Genomic DNA, 23509 nt, shown 5'->3' on the forward strand with positions numbered 1-23509 from the left:
CGTTGCAGATTTTACGGACGACGCTCTAAGCGGCGTCAAACGCAAGACTCTGTTAACGAATGAGCACCGCACGGTCCGTTACCGGCCATGTCCCGCCAAGTTGCCATACGCATGGCCGACGCAAGTCCGACGCTTTGCCGACACCGCATTTTCCATATTTTGCAGGGGTTAACAGGCCTGTTTTGAGATTCCGCGCCGATACCGACAAAACCGTTGCGCGCACGGTCAATTAAGCAATACCAAAGACCGCTCATCCCACACCACCCGCGTCGCGGCACCCACATCCAAAACCGGGCGTCCGATCACGTTTTTCATCGCGATATTCAGTGGTTTTTCAACACCTTGAACCCGCACATCGTAATAGGTCATGTCGCCATAATAAACGACCTCGTCCACCACCCCGTCGATCAACCGCAGATCGGTCGTTTCGCCATCAAAAAGCAGGCTGAGCGTTTCAGGCCGGATGCCAACAATCGCCTTGCCGATCGTCACCGGCTCCGGCACCTGATCCGGCGAAATTGTCACCCGTCCCAGACCCGATATCTCCAGATCAACGGGCTCGTTTGATGATCGCACCTCCACGTCAAGAAAGTTCATTTTTCCAATAAAATCAGCGACCTGCTGATTACGCGGACGACGATAAAGGGTCTCGGCATCCGCAAGTTGTCCGATCCGCCCTTCAAACATCACCGCAATCCGGTCGGACATCACCAGCGCCTCTTCCTGGTCATGTGTGACCAGGATGAACGTGATCCCCACATGGCGTTGCAGGCGCATCAGCTCCACCTGCATCTGTTCACGCATCTTCTTGTCCAGCGCCGAAAGCGGCTCATCCAGCAGCAGCACTTTCGGTTTCAGAATCAATGCTCTGGCCAATGCAACGCGCTGCCGTTGCCCTCCAGACAGGGCATGTGCGGCGCGCTTACCATAGCCATCCAAACCCACCATATCCAGCGCATCCTCAACCAGCGTCTGTTTCGCCTTGGTGTCCAAATCCGACCGTTTGCGCAGACCAAAGGCGACGTTCTCAGCAACGCTCAAATGCGGAAAAATCGCGTAGGATTGAAACACCATGTTCGTCGGGCGCAGATTGGCAGGCACGCCCGCCATATCCTTGCCACCAATGGTCACCAACCCGTTGGAAACACTTTCAAATCCCGCAATCGTGCGCAGCAGGGTTGTCTTCCCGCAGCCAGATGGGCCAAGCAGGGAAAAGAACTCGCCCTCGCCAATCTCAAGATCAATATCGCGCAAGGCGTGATAGTCGCCATAGTGCTTGTTAACACCCTTCAACGTGATCAATGGGGTCACAGAAACCCTCCCTTGTCCTTCACCCCGACACGCGCCATGCCACGGCGACGCAGGATTTCTGCGATTGTTAACAACAGGATAGACAGCGCAACCAGGATCGTGCCCAGTGCCATAACCACCGGCAAAGATTGTGGAAAGCGCAGCAAACCCCAGATATAGACCGGCATCGTCGGGCTCGACCCCGACAGGAAAAACGCGATGATGAATTCATCCAGGCTGATCGTGAAGGCAATCAGCATCGACGCAATAATCCCCGGCATCACCAGTGGCAAAGTGACAAGGCGAAAGGCTGAAAACCGGCTCTCTCCCAAATCCATCGCCGCCTCTTCCATCGACGGATCCAGGTTCTGAAACGCTCCATTAAGGATTGCGATAGAAAACGGTGTGCAGATAAGCACATGTGCCGCGATGATCGTCCAATTGGACAGCCCAAGATCAAGGATCTGCACAACCACCACCAAAAGCGACACGGCGACAATAATCTCAGGCAAAACAAGGGGTAACATGATGAACCCCATGATCCCGGCCTTCATGGGAAAGCGGTACATCGCACCCGCGCGCGCCGCACAGACACCCAGCAAAGTGGACAGAATCGATGTCATCACCGCAATGAAAAGCGAATTGCCAACAGCCGTATGCAATGCGCTGTTGGTCATCAGTTCACCAAACCACTTCGTCGTGCCCCCGCTCAGCGGAAAGGCAATGATCGTTGCGTCATTAAACGCGAAGATCGGCAGCAAAGCGATTGGGGCATAAAGGAAAATCAGATAGGCAATGGCATAGACACGCAGGCTCATGATCGCCCCTTCAACCATCGACGGTTCAGCAGAACAAAGACCAGCGAAATCGCCGAAACGCTCAGCATCGCGACAATGGCCAGCGCCGCACCCAATGGCGCGTTATTAAGCGCCAGAAACTGCGTCTGGATCATGTTCGCAATCAGCTTGCCGCCCGCCCCACCCATCAGCTCTGGCGTGACATAATCCCCGATTGTCGGGATAAAGACGATCAGAACAGCCGCCACAACACCCGGCATCGATAGCGGTAGCGTGACCCGCAGAAAGGTCATGAATTTGCTTTCGCCCAGATCCTGGCTTGCCTCCAGCAGCGAGCGATCGATCTTTTCCAGCGCCACGAAAATAGGCAGGATCGCAAAAGGGGCAAAGGCATGGGCCAGCGTGATGATCACGGCGTTCACATTATACAGGATAAAGGTAAGCGGCTCCTCGATCAGACCCAGATTGATCAGCCCGGTATTGATCACGCCGTTATAGCCCAAGATCACTTTCCACAGAAAAACCCGGATCAGATAGGATGTCCAAAAGGGGATTGTGATCAGGAACAGCCACAGCGATTTACGTTCTGGCCTGACATGGAACGACACGAAGTAAGCCACTGGAAATGCAAGGATAACCGTCATGATGGTCACACAGCCGGCCACGAATAACGACCGCTGCAGCAAGGCACCGTAGATCGGTTTTTCAGCGATCTCGCGGTAATTGTTGAGCGTAAATGTCGTATCTACCGCCATGAAATCCTGCGTCCAGAAACTGAACAACAGGATTGCCCCCAATGGAACTGCCAGCAGCGCCAGCGCATAGATCAAGGGCGGGCTGACCATCAGCAACCCCTGCCCGCCTTCCGTCGCTGTCAATCTGCGCCACATCTTCCGATGCTTTCCCGGCGCGACAAAAAGATCAATACGCAAGACACAGAATTTGCATCACGCGGCGCAACAGCTATGGTCATTTCAAACCCCGACCTTAGGAAAACCTGATGACCTGCGTCTTTGTCCAGATCCGCTGCAAACCCGGCACCACCTATGATGTGGCCGACGCCATTGCCCTGCGTGAAATCCATTCAGAGCTTTATTCAACCAGCGGCGATTTCGACCTGCTGATGAAGCTCTACATCCCCGAGGGCGAGGATGTAGGCAAATATATCAACGAAAACCTATTGGATATCAACGGGATAGAGCGATCCCTGACGACCCTGACTTTCAAGGCGTTCTAACGAAAAAGGCGGCCCAAACGGACCGCCCTTTCCAAAACATCTTGCCAGCAACTAGCGCTTGGAGAACTGGAAGCTCTTACGCGCTTTCGCTTTACCGTATTTCTTCCGCTCAACCACGCGGCTGTCGCGGGTCAGGAAGCCGGCCGCTTTCAGCGCCGGACGCAGGCTTGGGTCATAAAGCTGCAGTGCCTTGGACACGCCGTGCTTGACCGCTCCAGCTTGACCCGACAAACCGCCGCCTTTGACCGTGGCAACCACGTCAAATTGACCTGTCACGCCAGCGACCGAAAACGGCTGGGCGAGGATCATTTGCAGCACAGGACGGGCGAAATAGCTATTCATGTCCTTGCCATTGACAGTCACCTTGCCTGAACCCGGCTTGATCCAGACACGGGCAACCGCATCCTTGCGCTTACCGGTGGCGTAGGACCGGCCCAGTTCGTCGCGAACAGGTTCACGGGGGGCGGCAGTTTCAACCACAGGTGCATCAACAGCTTCGACGCCCTCGGCGACTTGGCCCAGCTCTTCGAGCGAGTTTACTTGATCGGCCATTATGCACTCCCCGGTGTGCCGGTTGTGTCGGCTTTATGCTGTGTACGTGTGTTCTTTTTGTTCATGGAGGCAACATCCAGAACTTCGGGCTTCTGGGCATCCATGCCATGTTCAGCGCCTGCAAAAACGCGCAGGTTTGTCATTTGCTTGCGGCTCAGCTTGCCACCGGGCAGCATGCGCTGAATGGCCTTCATCACAACGCGCTCGGGATGCGCGCCTTCCAGGATCTCGGCTTTGGTCTTGGATTTGATCCCGCCCGGGTGGCCGGTGTGCCAGTAGTAACGCTCATCACGCTTGTTGCCGGTCATCTGGATTTTTTCGGCGTTGATGACGATCACGTTGTCGCCCATATCCATGTGCGGCGTGAAGGATGGTTTATGCTTGCCGCGCAAGCGCATGGCGACGATCGACGCAAGACGGCCCAGAACAACGCCTTCGGCGTCGATCAGGATCCATTTCTTGTCGATATCCGCCGGGGTCGCGGTAAAGGTTTTCATATCTCACCAATATCGTTGGGGTGGCATCGGCCACGGAGGTCATTCAGATTGCGCCGTTATAGAGAGATGCGATTGGCAGTCAAGCGTCGCTTGCTCGAGTAAGTTTAGTAAAAACAATGCATTACAAATTAGGTATTATATTACCCCATAAATCACTCGACGTTAGTTATGCTGGTTCTCTTGCCAAACCGGATCCACCTGCCCACAAGTTTTGATCAGCGACTACAGGCATTCGGCACCCATGTTTCTTGATCTCCTTCTCCCCTATATCTTCGGGCTCATCTTACTGGCGGCCGCAACCCTTGTTGGGATTTATCCGGTCACAAAGCTGATCCAGATCTATGAAGGCAAACACGAGTTGAAACAAGGTTCAGCCGGCTGGCTCAGAACCGTGTCAGGCTGGTCGATGATCGCCTTCTGGATCATGACCACATGGTTTCTGGCAACAATCCTTGGCGACTGGTCCAGCAGCGGCGATCTGGAAGGAGCGATCAATCGGTCATGGTTGCGGTTGCGTATCCTGCTTGAGATCGCAGCCGCATTGGGTGATGACTGATGGCCCTGCGCGCAGCCCAATCCGATCTGCAATGCGCGGCATGCGGGGGGCAGTGCAGCTATTCCCCGTCTGATGCAGCGCTGAAATGCACAAGCTGCGGTGCCGTTCACCCGATTGCGCATGACACCAGCACCGATCCTGCGCGCGAATTCCACTATCACCCGGACACCGCCCACACCGAACAAACCATTCTGACCAACACCACAACCCATCAATGCCAGACCTGCGGGGGTGAGGTTGTGTTTACCGGTCCTGCCCTGTCAGAACGCTGCGCCTATTGCGATGGACCCGTTGTTCTCAAAGCACAGGAAGCCAGCTATCAGACCATGGGAGTCATCCCGTTCCGGATCACCGAGGCCGAGGCACAAGAGCGCGCACTGGCCTGGGTCAAGGCACGGCTGGCGGCCCCTGATGATCTGCCCGGTATCGTGTCGCAGGGGCGGGTTGCCGGGCTATATGCCCCATTCTGGACCTTTGATAGCCGCGAGGCCATCAATTACCTCGCCCGATACAGGGTCAAGCGGGGCAAGAACTGGGAAACCCGTTCGACCGGCGGCGATATGACCGTTGTCTTTGATGATCTGCTGATGCCCGCATCGCACCACATCACGCCGCTGATCCGCGACGGCATCCTGCATGATTTCCACCCTGACAGCTTGCGATCTTATGATCCGGCCTATCTGGCGGGTTTTGCCGCCGAACGGCATCATCAAAGCGTGGGCGAAGGGCTGGCCGCCAATGCCGCCGACAAGGATTTGCTGATCCGCAACCAGATCAAGAAGCGGATCAATAAAAACCGGATCATCGATCTGAGCTATAAGACCGATACAACCGGTATTCGCTACCGACGTATCCTGCTACCGGTCTGGATTCTGCATTATCACTATGGCGACAAACCCAAGAAGATCGTTGTCTGTGGGATTCACGGGCGCACCTTTGGCGAACGCCCGTTTTCGCGCCTGAAACTTGCCGGTTATGCCGCAGCAGTTTCAGCTGCCACCATCCTGATTGGATGGGTCTGGGGGGCGGCCCAGTTCATTTAGGTGCGGGCGGTATGGAATAGGTGAGCGAAGCGCGCGCCACCGGGGCCACCTGCCCTTCACTGAAAAGGATGGCATCACCAACGGCCAGCACCCGACCGAGTTTCAGCAGCCGTGTCTCGCAGATCATGTCAGCATGGGCCGCCGGTTTGCGCATGAAATCAATCGCACAATTCGTGGTCACAGCCAGTGCGACAGGCCCGATCCGGCCCAATATCGCCAGATACATGCCCACATCAGCCAGTGCGAACATGGACGGACCAGACACCGTGCCGCCAGGCCGCAGATGCCGCTCCGCCACTTTCAGCCGCACGCGCACGCCGCCCGGTGTCAGCTCTTCAATCAGAAAATCATCGCCAAGTTGCGGAAACTGCTCAGCAACGAAAGCTTCCAACTGCGGAATATCCATCTTGAGTTCCATATCGGCCTCCGCTGACTTAACCTTGGGTCAAATCAGCACGGGAGGGCGATGATGACAATCCTTGAACGCAGTGACGCGGCGTCGGTCGCGACGCTCACCATGAATGCGCCGGCGCGCCTGAACGCGCTGTCTGACGCGATGATCGCGACGCTGCACCATGCGCTTGACGGGATCGCCAACGATCCGGCTGTGCGGGTGGTGATCCTGCGCGGGGCCGGCAAGGCATTCTGTGCCGGCCACGATCTGAAGGAAATGCAGGCAGTCCGTCAGGCAGAGGATGGTGGTGCGGCCTATTTCAAGGACCTGTTCGACCGCTGTGCGGCACTGATGGCACGCGTTCAGTCCCTGCCCCAGCCAGTCATTGCGCAAGTCCACGGGATCGCCACGGCGGCCGGCTGTCAGCTGGTCGCGACCTGCGACATGGCGATATCGGACGACGAAACACGTTTTGGCGTCAACGGGGTGAATATCGGGCTGTTCTGTTCGACCCCTATGGTCGCGCTGACCCGCAACATCCCCCGCAAGGTCGCGTTCGAGATGCTGACCACCGGGCGGTTCATCAATGCCCGCGAGGCGCAGGACCTAGGCCTCATCAATCGCGCCGTGCATTCCGATGCGCTGGAGCGAGAGACACAAGAACTGGCCCAGTCTATCGCAACCAAACTGCCATCAGCCGTCAAAATCGGGAAGGAGGCATTTTACCAGCAAATTCAGATGCCTGTCGCAGATGCCTATCGTTTCACCGGGGATGTCATGGTGCACAATATGCTAGATCAGGACACTGACGAAGGGATCAACGCCTTTCTGGAAAAACGTGACCCGGACTGGAGTTAGAGCCCGTAGATGCCACCGAATTTATCCTCAAGATAATTCAAAAGCGGACCCTCATCCGGCGCCCTTCCAGCGGCGTGCTCGATCGTCTCCACCGGGCTGCGCAAGCCGCCGAATTGCTGCAGGCTCTCGCGCAGCCACCCTGTCGCCCGCGATGTATTACCATTGGCCAGATCATCATCCAGGCCGGACACATCCGCGCGCAGGGCGTCGTGCAAACACCCGGCATAGACATTGCCCAGCGTGTAGGTCGGGAAATAGCCAAATAGCCCTTCCGACCAGTGCACATCCTGCAGGACACCGTTTGAAGGTCTGTCGACCGCATAGCCAAAATCAGCCTTGAACCGGTCGTTCCAGGCGGCTTCCAGATCATCCACCGCCAAATCACCGGCGATCAATGCACGCTCCAGATCAAAGCGCAGCAAGACATGCAGATTATATTGCACCTCATCCGCTTCGGTGCGGATAAACCCGTCATGCACGCGGTTCACCGTGGCATAGAATGTCTCTTCATCCGCAATACCGAAATCACCGAAGGTGTCGCGCATTTGGCCGTAGAGCCAGCCGGTAAAGGCGCGGCTACGCCCCAGCTGGTTTTCATAGATGCGGCTTTGGCTTTCATGCACACCCATGGATACGCCACGCCCAAGCGGGGTCAGAAGGTGTTGATCATCAATACCTTGCTCATAGGTGGCATGGCCGACCTCATGCACGGTCGAGTAGAAGCAGTTGAAGGGATCCTCCGCGCTCGTCCGCGTGGTGATCCGCACATCCAAGCCTGAGCCAGAGGAAAACGGATGGACTGCCTTATCGATTCGACCGTTTTCCAGGCTGTAGCCGAAGGCCAGTGCCAGTTTCCTGGAAATCTCCAGCTGCCCGGCCTCGTCGAAGGTACCCGATATCGATGCGGGGGCGGGTTGATCGAGGATGGCCGCGCGCAACGCCACAAGCCGGGGCCTAAGCGCGTCGAACATGGCGGCAAGGCTGGCACCTGTGGCACCGGGTTCATAGTCGTCCAACAATGCGTCATATGGGTCAGCGTCACCGGCAACGGCGGCAGCCTCTTCTTTCCTAAGGTCCACAACCTTTTGTAAAATAGGCAGAAAAGCGGCGACGTCTTCTTCTGCTCTGGCCTGCGCCCAGATACGATGGGCCAGCGATGTTGTCTTGGCCAGTTCCGCTGCAAGCCGCGCCGGCACTTTTGCGGTCCGTTCGTAGCTGCGCCTGATCTCGCGCAGGTTCGCCGCCGCGATATCATCAGCGGCCTCTGCCTTTTCCAGCCACTCGCCGACGCGCGGGTCGATCCGGCGGGCGTGCAGGATGTTGGCCATGGCGCCGTGTTCTTCGGATCGTTGCGGTGTCGCCCCCTCTGGCATGACGGTTTCCTGATCCCACCCAAGCCGACTGGCAATTTGGCTAAGCGCCTCAGTTTCCCGCTGAAACGCCATAAGGTCTTGATATGCTGACATTATTTAGCCTCGGACGGATTGTGGAATGGGGTATTGCGCCAGAAAACGGCCACGCAGGATCATCGCCCAAAGCAGGACTGCGCCGAACTGATGCAGGATCGCGATGTGCCATGGTGCGGAATAGATGACGGTCACGATGCCCAGCAACATCTGGATGAACATCATCGCGATGACCATGTTGAACGCGGCCTGCGTGCGCCGGTTCGCCGATTTGCGCGCCCGCAGCCAGACGAAAATACTGAACAAAAACAAAATGTAACCGGCCATTCTGTGCATGAACTGCACAAGCCCCGCATCCTCGAAAAAGTTGCGCCAGATCGGCTGCAGATCAAACGGCTGTGGCGGCAGGAAACCCCCAGCCATCAGCGGCCAGTCGGGATAGGCGCGGCCTGCGTCGATCCCGGCCACCAGTGCGCCGATCAGGATTTGCAGGAACGCGAAACCGATTAACACGTTGGAAAGACGTGATAATCCGGCATCGGCACTGCGGCGCGCCTGAAGCAGTTCGGCCTGTGTGCGGCCCAGCCGATAGATGTACCAGGCGATGAAACTCAAGATGACAAAGGCCAGCCCAAGATGCGTGGCAAGCCGGTAAGAGGCGACATCAAGCATGCCTTCACGCAGGCCGGATGACACCATCCACCAGCCGATGAAGCCCTGCAATCCGCCAAGCGCGCCGATGAAAAGAAGCCTGCCGGTCCAGCCGGTCGGGATCTTTTTCGTCGCAAGAAATAACAGGAATCCTGCCGCCCAGACCACGCCAATGACCCGGCCCAATTGCCGATGCCCCCATTCCCACCAGTAGATGACCTTGAATTCTTCCAGGGTCATCCCTTTGTTTTGCAATTGATATTCGGGAATCGCGCGGTATTTGTCGAACTCTTCGGTCCACGCCTCTGCCGATATCGGGGGCAGTGCACCGGTAACCGGTTTCCATTCGGTGATGGACAGACCGCTATCGGTCAGCCGGGTTAAACCCCCGACGGCGATCATGATCACGACCAATGCAAAAAGCACCATCAGCCAAATGCGGATCGCACCCCGCGCGCCTTGCCCCGCCTTGTCGATCCCGCCGGGCGTGGCGGTTTGTTTGGGGGTTTCGCCGACCTCTTCAAAGATGCTGCGCTTGGATGGCATGGTTGCTCCGCAATTGCTTGGCCGGAACCTATGTCTGACGCCGGGCGGCTGCAAGCGTCAGGATGCCGCGCGAGGCCAAAACGGGCGGTCGGCCTCGCGTCGGATTTGCGTCGGCAAAACGTCGGACCCCAACGAGCGCTTGGCGGACCGCATATTAACCTTTATCGCGTTCTTTCCAGCGGACCATCTGCCGCATGATCCCATGCAGCATCTGCACGTCCGCCCGCGTCAGCGGCATCCGCGACCACAGGTTGCGCATGTTGATTTTCATGTTCGCCGCCTTGTGGTCGGGAAAGAAGAAGCCAGCCTGATCCAGCCGTTCCTCGTAATGATCAGCCAGCTTTTCGATTTCGATCTGTTCGGCCCAGTCACCAAGTGCGTCGACACGCGTCGCCTCCGCCGGGACGGTATCGCGCCGCCATTCATAGCCGGTCAGCAGCACACATTGCGCAAGGTTGAGCGACGGGAAATCCGGATTGACCGGGACCGAGATGATGGCGTTGGCGCGTGCGATGTCATCGTTTTCCATTCCCGCCCGTTCGGGGCCGAACATGACTGCGACCCTTTCGCCCGCTGCAATCCGCGCGCGCGCGTCCTGCATCGCAGCCTCTGGCGTGAAGACGGGTTTGGTCAGCCCGCGTGGCCGCGCGGTGGTGGCGTAGACGAATGAGCAATCACCAATCGCGCCGGCGGTGTCGTCAAACAACTGTGCTTCGTCCAGTAACCGCCCGGCCCCGCTGGCCATCGCCACCGCCTTTTGGTTGGGCCAGCCATCGCGCGGGTCGACGATGCGCATCCGGTCCAGTCCGAAATTCCACATCGCCCGCGCGGCTGCCCCGATATTTTCGCCCATCTGGGGCCGGATCAGGACAAAGGCAGGTTGTGGATGAGGGGTTGGCATGCTGGTTCCTTTTGGTGGTCGCGGCGTGATACGCTGCGCCAAATCGCAAGGCAAGGAGGGGGTCATGGCCTATGATGAAGGGCACGCGGAACTGATGCGTACCGAACTGGCTGATGAGGTGGGGATTTCAGAGAAGAAGATGTTTGGCGGCTTATGTTTCCTGAAACATGGCAACATGATCTGTGGCGTGCATCGTGGCGGTGGCATGGCACGGGTTGGCAAGGCGGCTGAGGCCGAGGCGCTACAGATTAATGGAGTGGCAGAGCTGTCCTTTACCGGGCGCAAGATGGGTGGGATGGTCGATATCTCTGAAGATCTCATCGCTGATGATGCCCGCCGCACGCAGATCGTGAAAATGGCACTGGCCTATGCGTCATCGCTGCCACCCAAGGCATAGCCAAGCCTGCCAATCCCGGTTACAAACGCCCGCAACGCAAGAATAATTCCGGAACGCCCCGATGTCGGACGCCCAAGATGCACCGCAAATCTATCTGATCACCCCGTCAGAGTTTGACCTTTCCACCTATCCCGATCAACTGGCCGCCTGTCTTGACGCGACCGAGGTCGCCTGCGTGCGGCTGGCGCTTGGCACCAAGGATGATCTGCGCATTTCCAAGGCGGCTGACGCGCTGCGCGAGGTGACCCATGCCCGTGATGTCGCACTGGTCATCGACAGCCATATCCTGATGGTGGAACGGCTGGGTCTTGATGGTGTGCATCTGCCTGATGGTGCACGGTCGGTCAAGAAAGTCCGCAAGGAACTGGGTCCGGACGCCATTGTGGGCAGCTTTTGCGGCAATTCCCGCCATGATGGCATGACTGCTGGTGAGTTGGGCGCGGATTATGTGAGCTTTGGCCCCGTTGGTGTGACGCCCTTGGGTGATGGCCGTCAGGCCGAACTGGAGCTGTTTGAATGGTGGTCGCTGATGATCGAGGTGCCGGTTGTGGCCGAAGGGGCGCTTGACGCCGACCTGATCCGGGCCTTGGCCCCGCACACGGATTTCTTCGGGATCGGTGATGAGGTTTGGGCGCAGGATGATCCTGTGTCAGCCCTGCGCGATTTACGTGTCGCTATGGGCGGTTAGACCAGCGCGCACCTGTTCTTCGAGCGTTTTGGCCAGTGTCTTGCGGTCGGTGAAGACCGCCAAACTGTTTGGATCATGGTAATGGACGCTCACCCCACCCTGCCGTGGCGCTGACAGCACGCCAAGCAGATGCGGGGCCAGTTCCATATCCCCCCACCATCCGTAAAAGCGTGGATTAACGCCGACAGGTGCCTCATAATTCAAGGTCACGGGCTGTAGTTGCAGCTGATCAGCGAGCGCGGGATCGAAGAACGCCCCAAACAGCGCGGGTTTGAACGGCAGCACCCGCCGCCCGTCGGTAGAGGTGCCTTCGGGAAAGAACAGAAGTTTGTGCCCTGCCGCAAGCCTGGTGCGGAAGAGGTCGATTTGCGCTGCCACCTCGCGCCGGTCCCGTTTGATGAACACCGTGCCCGTGGCCCGGGCCAGCCAGCCGATACCGGGCCAGCCTGCGACCTCGGCCTTGGCGACGAAATAAATCCGTTTGCGCGCGTTCAGCGCTAGAATATCCAGCCACGAGACGTGATTGGACACGACGGCACCGGGGCCTTGCATGGGCACGCCGATGGCCTGGTATCGCATCCCGAGGATGCGAAAGGCATTGCGGCAGACAAATTGGGTGATGTGCGGGGTGATGGGACGGCGTTGCCCAAAAAGCGGCCATTCGACCAGCCGAACCATAAGCAGGATCAGAAGCCCGCCAAAGACAAGCAGGCCCAAAGGTATCCCGCGCCGCGCCACCCTGACCCAGCCCATGGGACTGACCGGTGGCAATGCTGGGTCGTCATCGCTGTACCAAACGTCAGGCAAGCCCCTGGCCCCGTTCATAGACACGCCGCTGCATCGCGCCGACCGCGTCGGTGGGCAGGATCAGGCAGATATCGGTTGTGTTGAACGCCTGATCCACGAAGGCGCCGTCGCCCACCACACCGCCAAGCCGCAGATAGGCCTTGATCAGGGCCGGAATGGCGCGCGTCGCCGCCACCTTGTCGATCTGGTCGGTGTCGCACATGTTCATGGCACGCGCCCCAGGCGGTCGCGCTGTCACCCGCAAATGTTCCGGGGCCAGATGCCGGTCATGCAGCAGGCTGAGCGGTGCAGCCAATGCGTTGACATCGGTGCCATGGAAAGAGGCCACGCCAAAGAGGATGTCGACGTCATTGTCCTCCACGAAATCTGCCAGCCCGGACCACAGATGCATCAGGCCAGGACCGCGCCGATAGGCCGGATGCAGGCAGGACCGCCCCAGTTCCAAAAGCGTTTGACCAGTCGCTTTGAGCGGGGTCAGATCATACTCATCTTCACAATAATACTGCCCAGCCGCTGCTGCACCTGCAGCTGTCATCACCCGGTAGACCCCGACAATCTGGTCATCCGCCACCCGGGTCATATCGCGCAGGATGATGTGGATCGCGTGATCATCGAACCGGTCACGTTCCAGCCGGGCCGCGTGGTCAACCATTGGGCCGGTGCCGCCCAGTTCTTCGATAAACACGCGGTAGCGCAGTTTCTGGGCTGCTGCGATCTCTGCCTTAGTCTGCGCGATGGAGGTTTTGAAAAGAGGTCCGTGCCGGTTCATCTGTCTGCGGACCCTTTTGCCTGCGCGATTTTTCTAGGAGTGTGGTAACCTTTTGGCAACCAATTCCTCGCTAGCTGGGAGTTACGAACGTTGACAGAAAACCCCTGCGTGCTACCCATGGTTGAACCGATTTACGTGGATCCGATCAAGATGAGCGTGACCTGCGTCGCATCAATCACAACCTTGCCTGCCTCGCGGAAGTTCACGGTGATCTTGCCGCCGATGTTTGATTGTACCTGCCCGACGCCCCAACCGGGTTGCTGCGGGTGCTGCACCAGCATGCCCGGTGTCAGCAATGCGTTGATATCTGACATGTCTTTCCCCTCAGGACGGAGTTTGCCCCATGCCCACTGATCTTGCAGCACTGGTCGGCTCGCGCATCTGCCATGACCTTATCAGCCCTATTGGCGCGATCGGCAATGGGGTTGAGTTGCTGGCCCTGACCGATGGCGGTGCCGGGGCCGAAATGGACCTGATCAGCGAGAGTGTTCAAAACGCCAATGCCCGGATCAGGTTTTTCCGCATGGCATTCGGGGCCGCCGGTGCAGATCAGATTGTTGGGCCGTCAGAGGTGCAATCGATCCTGGCGGCCGTCGCGCAGGGTGGACGGTTCATTTATGACTGGCAGATCGCGGAGGATCAGCCGCGCCGCGATGTGCGCTGTGCCTTTCTGATGTTGCAATGCTTTGAAACCGCTATGCCGATGGGGGGTAACGTTCATATTGATCTGTCAGGGGGCACTTGGACGCTGCGCGCCCAGGGTCAACGTATGAAGATTGATGCCGCACTGTGGGATAGCCTGACAAATCGTCATCATCAGGTGGATCATAAGGCGGCACAGGTCCAATTCGCCCTGCTGCCGGACGTATTGGCAGAAGCAGGGCGCGCGCTGCGGCTTGATCTTCACGAGGATCGTATCGTCGCGCGGTTCTAGGGCCGCACTGTTCCGTCACCCGTGACAAGATATTTGAAGCTGGTCAGTTGTACCGCCCCAACCGGCCCGCGTGCATGCAGTTTGCCTGTGGCGATCCCGATCTCGGCCCCCATGCCGAATTCACCGCCATCGGCAAACTGGGTCGAGGCGTTGCGCATCAGGATCGCACTGTCGAGTTGATGAAAGAACCGTTCAGCGATGGCATCATTTTCGGTGATGATCGCGTCGGTATGGTTTGAGCCATATTGGCGGATATGCGCAATCGCGTCATCAACCCCATCCACTACCTTTGCAGCGATGATCATATCGAGGAACTCTTTGCCAAAATCGTCTGGTTGTGCGGCCACACTGCCTTTCAGACTGGCATCCGCCCGGACCTCGACGCCCGCATTCATCAGCGCTTCGGTCAGCACGTCACCATGCGTGTCATGAAAGGCTTTATCGACCAGCAGCGTCTCAGCCGACCCACAGATACCCGTGCGCCGCGTCTTGGCGTTCAGCACAACCGCCTTGGCTTTTTCCAGATCGGCGTCACCGTCGACATAGACGTGGCAGATGCCTTCCAGATGGGCAAAGACCGGCACCCGCGCCTCGCGCTGTACCAGACCAACAAGGCCCTTGCCGCCGCGTGGGACGATGACATCGATATGGTCGGTGGCCTGCAGCATGGCCGTGACAGCGGCGCGGTCGCGCGTCGGGATCAGTTGAATGGAGGTTTCCGGCAGCCCCGCCGATGCAAGCCCAGCCACAAGGCAGGCATGGATCGCCTGACTGGAATGAAAGCTTTCCGAGCCACCGCGCAGAATAACCGCGTTGCCGGATTTCAGGCAAAGCGCACCGGCATCAGCCGTCACGTTCGGGCGGCTTTCATAGATCACGCCGATCACCCCGATGGGTGTGCGCACCCGCTGGATATGCAGGCCGTTGGGCTGTGTCCATTCCTCGGCCACCTCACCGACCGGGTCGGTTTGACCGGCGACCGCGCGCAACCCATCAACCATGCCCTTGATCCGGTCCTTGTCCAGCATCAAACGGTCCATCATCGCAGGTGACAGGCCCTTTTGGGCGCCGAAAGCCATGTCCTGTTTGTTTGCGGCAATGATAGTCGCGCGCTGGTCCCAGAGGGCATCCGCCGCCGCATTCAGCGCGTTTTCCTTGGCCTCGGCCGAGGCAGTCGCGAGTGTCGCCGCAGCTGCACGGGCCCTTGCCCCGATTTGGGTGATCATAGGTCCAATTGCGTCGTGATCGTTCATAGCGATATCCCCTAAAGCACCATGTCGTCGCGATGTACCAGTGCTGCGCGCCCGTCATACCCCAAAACGGTGACGATGTCAGCGCTGCGGCGGCCCATGATTTGTCGTGCTTCGGCGCTAGTATAGCGGATCAGCCCGCGCCCCAGTTCCGGACCGTCCGCCGCGACAATGGTCACCATGTCACCGCGCCCGAAACTGCCGTTCACATGGGTCACACCTGCAGGCAGCAGGCTTTTGCCGCGGCTCAGTGCATCCTGCGCGCCAGCGTCGATGGTAATCGTGCCCCGCGGCTTCATCGCAGAGATCCAGCGCTTTCGGGCGGTTTGTGGGTCTGTTTGCGCGGCGAACCAGGTGGCGGGCGCGCCGTTTTCCAGTTTGCCCAACGGGTAAAGCGCCGTACCGAGGGCAATGGCCATGTTGCACCCCGCCTCTGTCGCGATGCGCCCGGCCATGACCTTGGTGATCATGCCGCCCTTTGATAGCCCATTGCCCGCGTCACCTGCCATCGCTTCGATTTCAGGCGTGATTTTTTCAACGTGATCAACGTGTTTTGCGGCGCTGTTGATCTTTGGGTTCGCTGTGTAAAGCCCATCCACGTCCGACAGCAGGATCAGTTGATCCGCGCCGATGGTGACGGCCACCTGTGCAGCCAGCCGGTCATTATCGCCATAGCGGATTTCATCGGTGGCAATCGTGTCGTTTTCGTTCACGATGGGCGTGACGCCCAGTCCTAGCATGGTTTCCATGGTCGCGCGGCTGTTGAGATAGCGCCGCCGATCTTCGGAATCTTCAAGCGTGACAAGGACCTGGCCTGCGATAATCCCATGAGGTGCCAGTGCTTCTTCATAAGCGCGCGCCAGTTTGATTTGCCCCACCGCGGCAGCGGCCTGGGATTGTTCCAGCGCCAGCGATGTCAGCGGCAGCCCAAGCACGCCGCGCCCCAGGGCGATGGAGCCGGACGAGACAAGGATCACGTCCGTCCCGCGCGCCCTGATCCGGGCCACATCACTGGCGAGCGAGGTCAACCAGTTCTGGCGCAACTGGCCCGTCTCTGCGTCGACCAGAAGCGCCGAGCCGATCTTGACCACCAGTCGTTTGGCATCGGTCAAGGCTGCCATGTGGTGTCTTCCCCGGCTTCCTCCTCCGCCGCTTTGCGATGGCGTAGGCGGTTTTCGTCGATTTCGGCCCTGAGCGCGCGCAGCACATCGGGGATCCCTTCCCGGCTGACGCCGGACATCTGCATCACAGGGCCTTGCGCAACAGCCGCGATTTCATCGGTGAGAAAGGCGCGTTCCTCTTCATCCAGAGCGTCGATTTTGTTCAGCACCGTGATGCGCGGCTTTTCGGCGAGTGCGCCGCCATAGGCCTCGAGCTCTGTGATGATCGTGGTCAGGTCGCCCGCTGGATCGCCGGATGTGCCGTCGATCAGGTGCAGCAGGACCGCGCAACGTTCCACATGACCAAGAAAGGTGTCACCCAGCCCCCGCCCTTCGGAGGCACCGGCGATCAGGCCGGGGATGTCGGCCACGACAAATTCCACATCGTCGATACCAACGACGCCGAGATTGGGGATGAGGGTCGTGAAGGGATAGTCGGCGACCTTCGGCCGGGCGTTGGATGTCGCGGCCAGAAAGGTGGATTTGCCTGCATTGGGCATACCCAGCAGGCCCACATCCGCGATCAGTTTCAGCCGCAGCCAGATTGTGCGTTCAATTGCCTCTTGCCCCGGATTGGCGCGGCGCGGCGCCTGATTGGTGGCCGTCTTGAACCGCAGATTGCCCCAGCCGCCATTGCCGCCCTTGGCGATGACCACGCGCTGGCCGACCTCTGTCAGGTCGGCGATCAGGGTTTCCTGATCTTCGTCAAGGATTTCGGTGCCGACGGGGACGCGCAGGATCTTGTCGTCACCATCCTTGCCGGTACGCTGGCTGCCCATGCCGTGCTGGCCGTTGCCGGCAAAGAAATGCTGCTGATAGCGGAAGTCGATCAGGGTGTTCAGGCCATCCACCGCCTCGACGATGACATCACCGCCGTCGCCGCCATCGCCCCCATCGGGCCCACCATATTCAATGAACTTTTCGCGCCGGAACGAGATACAACCCGCACCACCGGCACCGGACCGGATGTAAACCTTGGCAAGGTCGAGGAATTTCATGGCGCATGGGCTTTCTGGACTATTCAGCCGCTGCGATAGTCCATTCTCCGCGGCTTCTCAAGCCGTCCCAGTGGGTGCGGGTCAACAGATACTTGTGGCAGGCTGTTGCTTCGTCCCGGGCCTTGGCGTGCTGCACCTTGGTGCTGAGTTGCGAAAAGCTGAGCTTTTCAAGCACACGGTCGGACGCGCCGTTGTCGTGCCACGCGCTGGCGGTGATCCGGGTCAGTGCGGGGTCGCGAAAGGCCTCGTCCACTGCGGCCTTGCCCACATAGGTGGCGATCCCCCTGCCCCAATGCGATTTTTTCAAGCAATAGCCAAGGTCGCCGTCGGTGACCCCCATTGTCCCAATCAACATGTCACCGTCAAAAATGCCCCAGACAAATCCGTCGCCTTCATAGGGCTTGCTGCGGCTGGCGGTAAAGTCACGGTCAGGCGGCCAGGGCCAGCTGCCGAGCTGGCGCACGACCTCCCAGTCGCTGACGATCTCGTGCAGCGCGTCAGCGTCTTCGGGGCGCAAGGTCCGGTAGCTGATACCGTCCAATGCTGTTCCGACATGTGCATGGTCTTCTGGTTTTGCCATGACCGAATGGATCATCCCGCTTGTGGTCCTGTTGAGTTAACATCGTGATGGGACAATCTGGCCAATTTTTGTCGCGTTTCACAACCATACGCCCGGACACAATACCGTGGGTCGCCGTGAGGTTGAAATCACGCGACTAGCGCAGGTTTGTGTCCTCCCAGCGTGCACGGGTTAGTTCCATGCTGCGGCCTGGCACAGCACATCCGCGCGCCTTCGAAAAATGTTCGTGTGGACCCACATCAACAAAACCCAGTTTTTCCAATACGTTCCGGGATGAAGTGTTGTCCACGAAGTGACTTGATTTGACCAGATCAATGTCGCTGTCGGCGAAGTGATCAGACAGAACAGCCATTCCCGCCTCCGTCGCGTAACCCTTGCCCCACTGATCCTGCGCCAGCCAGTAGCCCAGTTCGGTATCAAGACCGATGGTGCCGACGAAATCCTCGCCCGCCCAGATCAGGCGGGCGTTGAACCTGCCAGTCGCGTTTTCATTGATGAACCACTCGGCGTCGGTGATGCCGTAAGGGAACGGTACAACCGCCAGCCAGCGGCTGATGGCAAAGTCATTCAGCGCCTTGGTGATCACCCGGGCATCCCGCAGCTCTGGCGGACGTAGCAGCAGGCGTTCCGTCCGCAACGTGCTGGCGGTCATCCCTCAGTCTTGAGGGTATATGTCCAGGTCGGCACAGTCGCCCCGCGCGCCACGGAAAATGCCTCCGCATCGCCCAGATAATCAAAACCGCAATTGGTCAGTACACGGGCCGAACCCGGATTGTCCTGAAACACCTCGGCAAAGATGCGGTCTGATTTATGCGGGTTTGTCGCGATCAGCGTGCGCACCGCTTCGGTGGCAAAGCCGGTGTTCCAGAATGCAGGCGCGATCCAGTAGAAAATCTCGGATTGGTCACGATCCATCCGCTCAAGGCTGATCAGCCCCAAGGCTTCCGCATGACCATGGGCAGAGCCGTCGATGACCCAGACATCTTCGGTCCGGTCAGGTTGGCTGGCGCGTTCGATCATCGCCTCGACCGTGCCGGGAGGGAGCGGATGCGGCATTGCACGGGTGCCACGGGCCACACGATCATCAGCAGCATACATGGCAATCAACCCGGCGTCAGATTTGCGGCAAGGGCGCAAAATGAACCGGTCCGCCTGGATTGTGTCCTGCACTGTGATTTCCTCGTGTAACATCGTTTTCCTCCTCAAAACCGAACCGATCTATAATGCCCGTTTATTCCAACATGGTGGCAAAACTATGAATGAAAAAGGGGACCGGTGTTCACCGATCCCCTCAAATGCGTTACCTGAGACTTTCGGCTTATTCAGCGGCCTCCGCCACTGGGAGAACCGAAATAAAGGTACGGCCTTTCAGGCCTTTATGAAATTTGACTGCACCTTCGGCGGTTGCAAAAATCGTATGATCCTTGCCCATGCCGACGCCATTGCCGGGCCACATTTTGGTGCCGCGCTGACGCATGATGATGTTGCCGGGGACGACAGCTTCGCCACCAAACTTTTTCACGCCAAGGCGACGACCGGCTGAGTCGCGCCCGTTACGGGATGAACCGCCTGCTTTTTTATGTGCCATTGGTTTTCTTCCTTAGCCTTTTGCCAGTTCTTTGGCCTGGTCGATCCAGCCTTCACGCTCGATCCGGCCTTTGAACGACAGTTTCTCGTCCATAGCAGCTACGTCTGCATCCGTCCATGCGGCGATCTGCGCGAATGTCGTGACACCAGCCTCATGCAGCTTTTTCTCAAGCGCGGGGCCGACACCGGACAGTTTCTTCAGATCGTCAGCGCCTTCGGATTTCGCAGGCGCGGCTTTCTTTTCTGCCTTTGGCTTTTCGGCCTTGGGCTTTTCAGCCTTGGGGGCCTCTGCTTTGGCTTCTTTCTTCGGCGCGGCTTTCTTTGCAGCAGGCTTGGCTGCAGGTGTCGCCACCATGCCGGCACCCGATACAGCGGCCATCACGCCGGACTTGTCAGCGCCTTTTTCAAGGATGTCAGCGATCCGGACCAGTGTAAGTTGCTGACGGTGGCCTTTCTTACGCTGGCTGCCGTGCTTACGGCGGCGCTTGACGAAGTTGATCGTCTTTTCGCCCTTGATCTGATCGATCACCTCGGCCTGGACGCCTGCGCCCGCGACCAGCGGTGTGCCCACGGTGGAGCCGACCATCAGAATCTCGTTGAATTGGATTTTGTCGCCAGCCTGTGCTGCCAGCTTTTCGACGCGCAGAACGTCACCGGATGTGACCTTGTACTGCTTGCCGCCGGTTTTGAGAACCGCAAACATCTGTTATTCCTTCGTTTTCCGCGTCTCTGAGGCCCCGGATCAAACCGGCGTTTGGTGCCTGTGGACTGCGCGCCCGTGGGCGTGTTTTCGCATAAGCCCCAGCAAATACCTTGCTGAGATGGCGGCTTATGTGACCAATACCCCTGTAAGTCAAGCACAAAGAAGGCGAAAAAGCCCATGTATCGCGCACTGATCCCCCTGACACTCATCGCTGCCTGCAGTGGAGAGGCCAACCATCTGGGCAATCCGCTGCTGCTGCCCATATCCGGCCTGAGCACGGCGGCTGAAAATGCAGTCTATAACCGGCGGCGCGGTCAGGTGGAGCTGATCGTCAAATCCAACTTTCCCGGCATCATCGACGAAATTCAGGCAGGCGGCGGCCCTGCCCTGACCGAGGCGATGGATGCCGCCGGTATTCCGCCGGGTGACCGCCCTGCCCGCATTCTGCAAATGCAGGGTGATCTGGGGCTTTATGCCCAGAACCCCGGTGCGCTAGTTGTCGCGCTGATGGTCTATGCCAACTAGGCGGCGTCCGCCTAAAGCTCCTGACTGATCATGAACCGCGACACGCCCAGCCCGAGCGCGCGTGAGATATCATCGAACATGCCGTTGAACGCTGTGAACAGGGCTGCATTCAGGTCCTGCCCAGCTTCGGTCTCTGAAAAGGCGATATAGGCCTGCAGCTCCTCGTCCGACAGCGGCTGGTAGGCCATCAGCAGAAAGGAATAGACCCATTCAGCGGTATCGCTGCGGATCTCGTCTTCTTGCGCCCAGACATCCTGCAAGGCCAGTTCCGCTGTCACCCCTTCGGGCATGGCTCCACCATCGATCAGCCCCATATAGAAGGCGTAGTTCGAATTCAGCGCACCCACCACGTTGGTTTCGATCAGGTCATTGGCGTCTACGAAGGCTTCGATCATCTGGAAACGCGGTGTTTCGTCCATGGCGGCAATGGCGGCGCTGTCCTTGCTTGCCTCTTCGACCGCGTCGTCCAGCAAAGCCTCGCGCGCGCTGACTTCAAGGTTGATGATCGTCTGTCCCGGCTCGGTCGTGTAAAAGGCGAGCATGGCATCAAGATCGTCACCTTCCAGTTCTTCACCGAAAATGGCGCGCACTTCCTCTTGCATCATGTCCACATCATAGATGTCGGACACCAGCGCATCCCAACGCGCGCTTTGTCCGCCGGGCAGCATGTCCTGCGCGATCGTATCCCCATATTCCAAACCTTCCGCACGCATGACCTCCAGCATCTGCGGCAGGCCAAGCGCCTCGAAAAGTGCATCCGTCTTTTCGGTTCCCGTGTCCTGTGCAAAGGCTGGTAACCCGGCCAGGGCAAGGGTTGCAGCCAAAACAGGGCCGGCAAGATTGAGCATCGGATTTCCTTCCAAGAACGGTGTTAGTCTGTTGATATGTCTCCGCCGGGCAGTTTCCAAGGGGACTGACGGAATTGTCAGTCAGCGTCGATTTGGCCTTGCACACCTGTCATGCGGGCATTACGACGCCACCACCCCGCGGAGAGGTGCCGGAGTGGTCGAACGGGGCGGTCTCGAAAACCGTTGTGGGTGCAAGCCCACCCAGGGTTCGAATCCCTGTCTCTCCGCCACAAACCCCATTCTAGCCATAAAAAACAGATACTTGGAGAAATTGAGTTTCGAGTTTCCAACAGATTTCCAAAGTTGCGTTTGCTGCGATTGGAAAAATGCATGACCTGACGTCAGCCCAAACGAAAACCCCGCCACCATGTCGAGACACGGCAACGTGGCGGGTCATTCCCCTGATTTCAGTCTGAGTGAAACCGGAGCAAGCTGAGAATATCAGGCTTACGTCAGTTTATGAAACGTAAACCGACCGGGCGCGCCAGCCGCATTGCTTGCTTTGCAGGCTTCGGTCTTGGCTAAGCAGGACAAACCAGGACCCTGGTAACGAAGGTCAGCTTTCGCGGCCTGCACAGATTCCAGCTGTATTGCGGCGAATGCACACTCATCGCCGGACCTGCAGACACGCAAAGTCTGCTTCGGGCTGACACCAGTCGACCAACTGAACTTGTCGGATGTCGGCAGCGAGCCCAAGCTGATGTTCAGCGAATGGCGTCTCATGTTCCGAGTCATATACACTAACGGAGATTCGAACTCTTGGCTGACTGTAGAAGTTGCACATGCAATAACGCCACTTATGGAACAAGAGCCGACCAGATGGACCTATAGGCGCATCAATCACAAGCTAGGTTTGGAAACATCCGAATGGCTTGGGAGCGGCAGCCCATCTTTATCGGCGCATTTTCATGACGAAATACAGATATCAGTCGTTCAGGACGGCCACCGCGTTTTCCAGATTGGACGGCAGTGTATTCATGTTCCAGCGGGTCAGTTTGTCATCATCCCGGCTGGCACCCCACATCGCTCGCATGGGCAAAACGGTACACTGACCAAAAGCCGCGACATCTTTCTTGATCCTGCTTGCGCTTTGATTGAACGTCAATCATCGGTCCTGACCGGATCAGTGTCCGACCGATACAACAATGATGATGGTGTTTCCATAGAGGAGGTTCTTCATAAGATAAGCTCGAACAAGGTGTCAGAGCTGAAACTGCATTTGCAGAGTTCCTTGTCAGATGACCTGATCGAAGCCATCAGCGACGGTGACATCCCCGTCACAAAGCTCGCTCGTTTTTCATCCCTCAGCCGCGAAGGGTTCATTCGTCGATTTGCACGAGAGATCGGGATGACGCCGCACGCATATCGCTTGGCCACGCGCGCGACCCAAGCCCGCTCGCTACTGCGCAGGTGCTTGACGCCAGCTGCCGTAGCCCATGAATGCGGATTTGCCGATCAAAGTCACTTGGGCCGGGTTTTTAAGAGGAATTTCGGGACAAGCCCGGGTGTCTACCGGAAAGCCTGGCAGCCCTGAC

Annotated in this window: 30 protein-coding genes and 1 tRNA gene; 10 read left to right on the top strand and 21 right to left on the bottom strand. The window is 58.3% G+C overall.

The window, feature by feature from the left end; translation table 11 throughout:
* Window positions 1-225: 225 nt before the first annotated feature.
* The 3 genes from ACFWW2_RS12695 to ACFWW2_RS12705 are packed head-to-tail and all read right to left on the bottom strand — an operon-like array spanning window position 226 to window position 2977.
* The gene (locus ACFWW2_RS12695) at window positions 226-1311 is read right to left on the bottom strand and encodes an ABC transporter ATP-binding protein (protein WP_393928448.1); all 1086 of its coding nucleotides are present in this window, start codon (window positions 1309-1311) and stop codon (window positions 226-228) included.
* Window positions 1308-2108, bottom strand: a complete 801-nt coding sequence (locus tag ACFWW2_RS12700; RefSeq protein WP_393928449.1) for an ABC transporter permease — start codon at window positions 2106-2108, stop codon at window positions 1308-1310. The genes ACFWW2_RS12695 and ACFWW2_RS12700 overlap by 4 nt, the downstream gene beginning before the upstream one ends.
* Window positions 2105-2977: an ABC transporter permease gene (locus ACFWW2_RS12705; protein WP_393928450.1), complete on the bottom strand. Its 873-nt coding sequence runs from the start codon at window positions 2975-2977 to the stop codon at window positions 2105-2107. The genes ACFWW2_RS12700 and ACFWW2_RS12705 overlap by 4 nt, the downstream gene beginning before the upstream one ends.
* Before the next feature lie 107 nt (window positions 2978-3084).
* Between ACFWW2_RS12705 and ACFWW2_RS12710 the strand changes: the two genes are divergently transcribed.
* A complete protein-coding gene (locus ACFWW2_RS12710) occupies window positions 3085-3324 on the top strand; it encodes an Lrp/AsnC ligand binding domain-containing protein (RefSeq protein WP_393928746.1) in 240 nt (79 codons plus the stop codon).
* Window positions 3325-3375: 51 nt separating this feature from the next.
* Here the strand turns inward: ACFWW2_RS12710 and rpsI are convergent, their stop codons facing one another.
* On the bottom strand, window positions 3376-3876 hold the full coding sequence (gene rpsI / locus ACFWW2_RS12715) for a 30S ribosomal protein S9 (protein WP_393928451.1): 501 nt from the start codon (window positions 3874-3876) through the stop codon (window positions 3376-3378).
* Entirely contained in the window at window positions 3876-4373 is a 498-nt protein-coding gene (gene rplM / locus ACFWW2_RS12720; RefSeq protein WP_393928452.1) for a 50S ribosomal protein L13, read from the bottom strand. The genes rpsI and rplM overlap by 1 nt, the downstream gene beginning before the upstream one ends.
* Before the next feature lie 241 nt (window positions 4374-4614).
* Between rplM and ACFWW2_RS12725 the strand changes: the two genes are divergently transcribed.
* Both ACFWW2_RS12725 and ACFWW2_RS12730 read left to right on the top strand, forming a co-directional pair.
* Window positions 4615-4929, top strand: coding sequence for a hypothetical protein (locus tag ACFWW2_RS12725; RefSeq protein WP_393928453.1), 315 nt, complete (start codon window positions 4615-4617; stop codon window positions 4927-4929).
* Window positions 4929-5972, top strand: coding sequence for a hypothetical protein (locus tag ACFWW2_RS12730; protein WP_393928454.1), 1044 nt, complete (start codon window positions 4929-4931; stop codon window positions 5970-5972). Before ACFWW2_RS12725 ends, ACFWW2_RS12730 begins: the two co-directional genes overlap by 1 nt.
* Here ACFWW2_RS12730 and ACFWW2_RS12735 read toward each other — a convergent pair.
* Window positions 5965-6390, bottom strand: coding sequence for a PaaI family thioesterase (locus ACFWW2_RS12735; RefSeq protein WP_393928455.1), 426 nt, complete (start codon window positions 6388-6390; stop codon window positions 5965-5967). The two genes, ACFWW2_RS12730 and ACFWW2_RS12735, sit on opposite strands and share 8 nt — an antisense overlap.
* A 51-nt stretch (window positions 6391-6441) precedes the next feature.
* On the opposite strand from ACFWW2_RS12735, the gene ACFWW2_RS12740 reads away from it, so the two are divergent.
* Entirely contained in the window at window positions 6442-7224 is a 783-nt protein-coding gene (locus tag ACFWW2_RS12740) for an enoyl-CoA hydratase (protein WP_393928456.1), read from the top strand.
* Here ACFWW2_RS12740 and ACFWW2_RS12745 read toward each other — a convergent pair.
* From ACFWW2_RS12745 to ACFWW2_RS12755, 3 genes are all read right to left on the bottom strand, one after another.
* On the bottom strand, window positions 7221-8690 hold the full coding sequence (locus ACFWW2_RS12745; RefSeq protein WP_393928457.1) for a carboxypeptidase M32: 1470 nt from the start codon (window positions 8688-8690) through the stop codon (window positions 7221-7223). The genes ACFWW2_RS12740 and ACFWW2_RS12745 overlap by 4 nt on opposite strands.
* Before the next feature lie 3 nt (window positions 8691-8693).
* The gene (gene ctaA, locus ACFWW2_RS12750; RefSeq protein WP_393928458.1) at window positions 8694-9827 is read right to left on the bottom strand and encodes a heme A synthase; all 1134 of its coding nucleotides are present in this window, start codon (window positions 9825-9827) and stop codon (window positions 8694-8696) included.
* Between the two features lie 154 nt (window positions 9828-9981).
* The gene (locus tag ACFWW2_RS12755; protein ID WP_393928459.1) at window positions 9982-10728 is read right to left on the bottom strand and encodes an RNA methyltransferase; all 747 of its coding nucleotides are present in this window, start codon (window positions 10726-10728) and stop codon (window positions 9982-9984) included.
* Between ACFWW2_RS12755 and ACFWW2_RS12760 the strand changes: the two genes are divergently transcribed.
* Window positions 10727-11125, top strand: a complete 399-nt coding sequence (locus ACFWW2_RS12760; protein ID WP_393928460.1) for a TfoX/Sxy family protein — start codon at window positions 10727-10729, stop codon at window positions 11123-11125. The two genes, ACFWW2_RS12755 and ACFWW2_RS12760, sit on opposite strands and share 2 nt — an antisense overlap.
* Window positions 11126-11186: 61 nt before the next feature.
* Window positions 11187-11813 carry a thiamine phosphate synthase gene (locus ACFWW2_RS12765; RefSeq protein ID WP_393928461.1) on the top strand — a complete coding sequence of 209 codons (627 nt, stop codon included), beginning with the start codon at window positions 11187-11189 and terminating at the stop codon, window positions 11811-11813.
* On the opposite strand, the gene ACFWW2_RS12770 is transcribed toward ACFWW2_RS12765, so the two are convergent.
* The 3 genes from ACFWW2_RS12770 to ACFWW2_RS12780 all read right to left on the bottom strand — a co-directional run bounded on the left by ACFWW2_RS12770 (window position 11790) and on the right by ACFWW2_RS12780 (window position 13703).
* Window positions 11790-12566, bottom strand: coding sequence for a lysophospholipid acyltransferase family protein (locus ACFWW2_RS12770; RefSeq protein WP_393928748.1), 777 nt, complete (start codon window positions 12564-12566; stop codon window positions 11790-11792). The genes ACFWW2_RS12765 and ACFWW2_RS12770 overlap by 24 nt on opposite strands.
* 46 nt (window positions 12567-12612) lie before the next feature.
* Window positions 12613-13389 carry a GNAT family N-acetyltransferase gene (locus ACFWW2_RS12775; RefSeq protein ID WP_393928462.1) on the bottom strand — a complete coding sequence of 259 codons (777 nt, stop codon included), beginning with the start codon at window positions 13387-13389 and terminating at the stop codon, window positions 12613-12615.
* 131 nt (window positions 13390-13520) lie between these two features.
* Window positions 13521-13703, bottom strand: coding sequence for a DUF3553 domain-containing protein (locus tag ACFWW2_RS12780; RefSeq protein WP_393928463.1), 183 nt, complete (start codon window positions 13701-13703; stop codon window positions 13521-13523).
* 29 nt (window positions 13704-13732) lie between these two features.
* Between ACFWW2_RS12780 and ACFWW2_RS12785 the strand changes: the two genes are divergently transcribed.
* Window positions 13733-14323, top strand: coding sequence for a histidine phosphotransferase family protein (locus ACFWW2_RS12785; protein ID WP_393928464.1), 591 nt, complete (start codon window positions 13733-13735; stop codon window positions 14321-14323).
* On the opposite strand, the gene ACFWW2_RS12790 is transcribed toward ACFWW2_RS12785, so the two are convergent.
* The 8 genes from ACFWW2_RS12790 to ACFWW2_RS12825 all read right to left on the bottom strand — a co-directional run bounded on the left by ACFWW2_RS12790 (window position 14320) and on the right by ACFWW2_RS12825 (window position 20601).
* Window positions 14320-15576, bottom strand: a complete 1257-nt coding sequence (locus ACFWW2_RS12790) for a glutamate-5-semialdehyde dehydrogenase (protein ID WP_393928465.1) — start codon at window positions 15574-15576, stop codon at window positions 14320-14322. The genes ACFWW2_RS12785 and ACFWW2_RS12790 overlap by 4 nt on opposite strands.
* 11 nt (window positions 15577-15587) lie before the next feature.
* Complete coding sequence (proB, locus tag ACFWW2_RS12795; protein ID WP_393928466.1) at window positions 15588-16694, bottom strand: glutamate 5-kinase; 1107 nt, start codon at window positions 16692-16694, stop codon at window positions 15588-15590.
* The gene (gene obgE / locus ACFWW2_RS12800; protein WP_393928467.1) at window positions 16682-17731 is read right to left on the bottom strand and encodes a GTPase ObgE; all 1050 of its coding nucleotides are present in this window, start codon (window positions 17729-17731) and stop codon (window positions 16682-16684) included. The genes proB and obgE overlap by 13 nt, the downstream gene beginning before the upstream one ends.
* A 19-nt stretch (window positions 17732-17750) precedes the next feature.
* Window positions 17751-18311, bottom strand: a complete 561-nt coding sequence (locus tag ACFWW2_RS12805; RefSeq protein ID WP_393928468.1) for a GNAT family N-acetyltransferase — start codon at window positions 18309-18311, stop codon at window positions 17751-17753.
* A gap of 136 nt (window positions 18312-18447) precedes the next feature.
* The gene (locus ACFWW2_RS12810) at window positions 18448-18963 is read right to left on the bottom strand and encodes a GNAT family N-acetyltransferase (RefSeq protein WP_393928469.1); all 516 of its coding nucleotides are present in this window, start codon (window positions 18961-18963) and stop codon (window positions 18448-18450) included.
* Entirely contained in the window at window positions 18960-19502 is a 543-nt protein-coding gene (locus tag ACFWW2_RS12815; protein ID WP_393928470.1) for a GNAT family N-acetyltransferase, read from the bottom strand. The genes ACFWW2_RS12810 and ACFWW2_RS12815 overlap by 4 nt, the downstream gene beginning before the upstream one ends.
* A 127-nt stretch (window positions 19503-19629) precedes the next feature.
* Window positions 19630-19899: a 50S ribosomal protein L27 gene (rpmA, locus tag ACFWW2_RS12820; RefSeq protein ID WP_393928471.1), complete on the bottom strand. Its 270-nt coding sequence runs from the start codon at window positions 19897-19899 to the stop codon at window positions 19630-19632.
* 12 nt (window positions 19900-19911) lie between these two features.
* A complete protein-coding gene (locus ACFWW2_RS12825; RefSeq protein WP_393928472.1) occupies window positions 19912-20601 on the bottom strand; it encodes a 50S ribosomal protein L21 in 690 nt (229 codons plus the stop codon).
* 177 nt (window positions 20602-20778) lie between these two features.
* Here ACFWW2_RS12825 and ACFWW2_RS12830 point away from each other — a divergent pair, with 177 nt between their 5' ends.
* Window positions 20779-21126 (top strand): hypothetical protein, encoded by a 348-nt coding sequence (locus tag ACFWW2_RS12830; protein WP_393928473.1) that lies wholly within the window; start codon window positions 20779-20781, stop codon window positions 21124-21126.
* An 11-nt stretch (window positions 21127-21137) separates the two neighbouring features.
* On the opposite strand, the gene ACFWW2_RS12835 is transcribed toward ACFWW2_RS12830, so the two are convergent.
* A complete protein-coding gene (locus tag ACFWW2_RS12835; protein WP_393928474.1) occupies window positions 21138-21974 on the bottom strand; it encodes a DUF2059 domain-containing protein in 837 nt (278 codons plus the stop codon).
* Between the two features lie 140 nt (window positions 21975-22114).
* On the opposite strand from ACFWW2_RS12835, the gene ACFWW2_RS12840 reads away from it, so the two are divergent.
* Window positions 22115-22204, top strand: a tRNA-Ser gene (locus ACFWW2_RS12840).
* Between the two features lie 569 nt (window positions 22205-22773).
* Window positions 22774-23508, top strand: a complete 735-nt coding sequence (locus ACFWW2_RS12845) for a helix-turn-helix domain-containing protein (protein ID WP_393928475.1) — start codon at window positions 22774-22776, stop codon at window positions 23506-23508.
* Window position 23509: the final 1 nt, after the last annotated feature.

This window comes from Yoonia sp. R2-816, from assembly GCF_046762905.1.
Lineage (GTDB): Bacteria > Pseudomonadota > Alphaproteobacteria > Rhodobacterales > Rhodobacteraceae > Yoonia.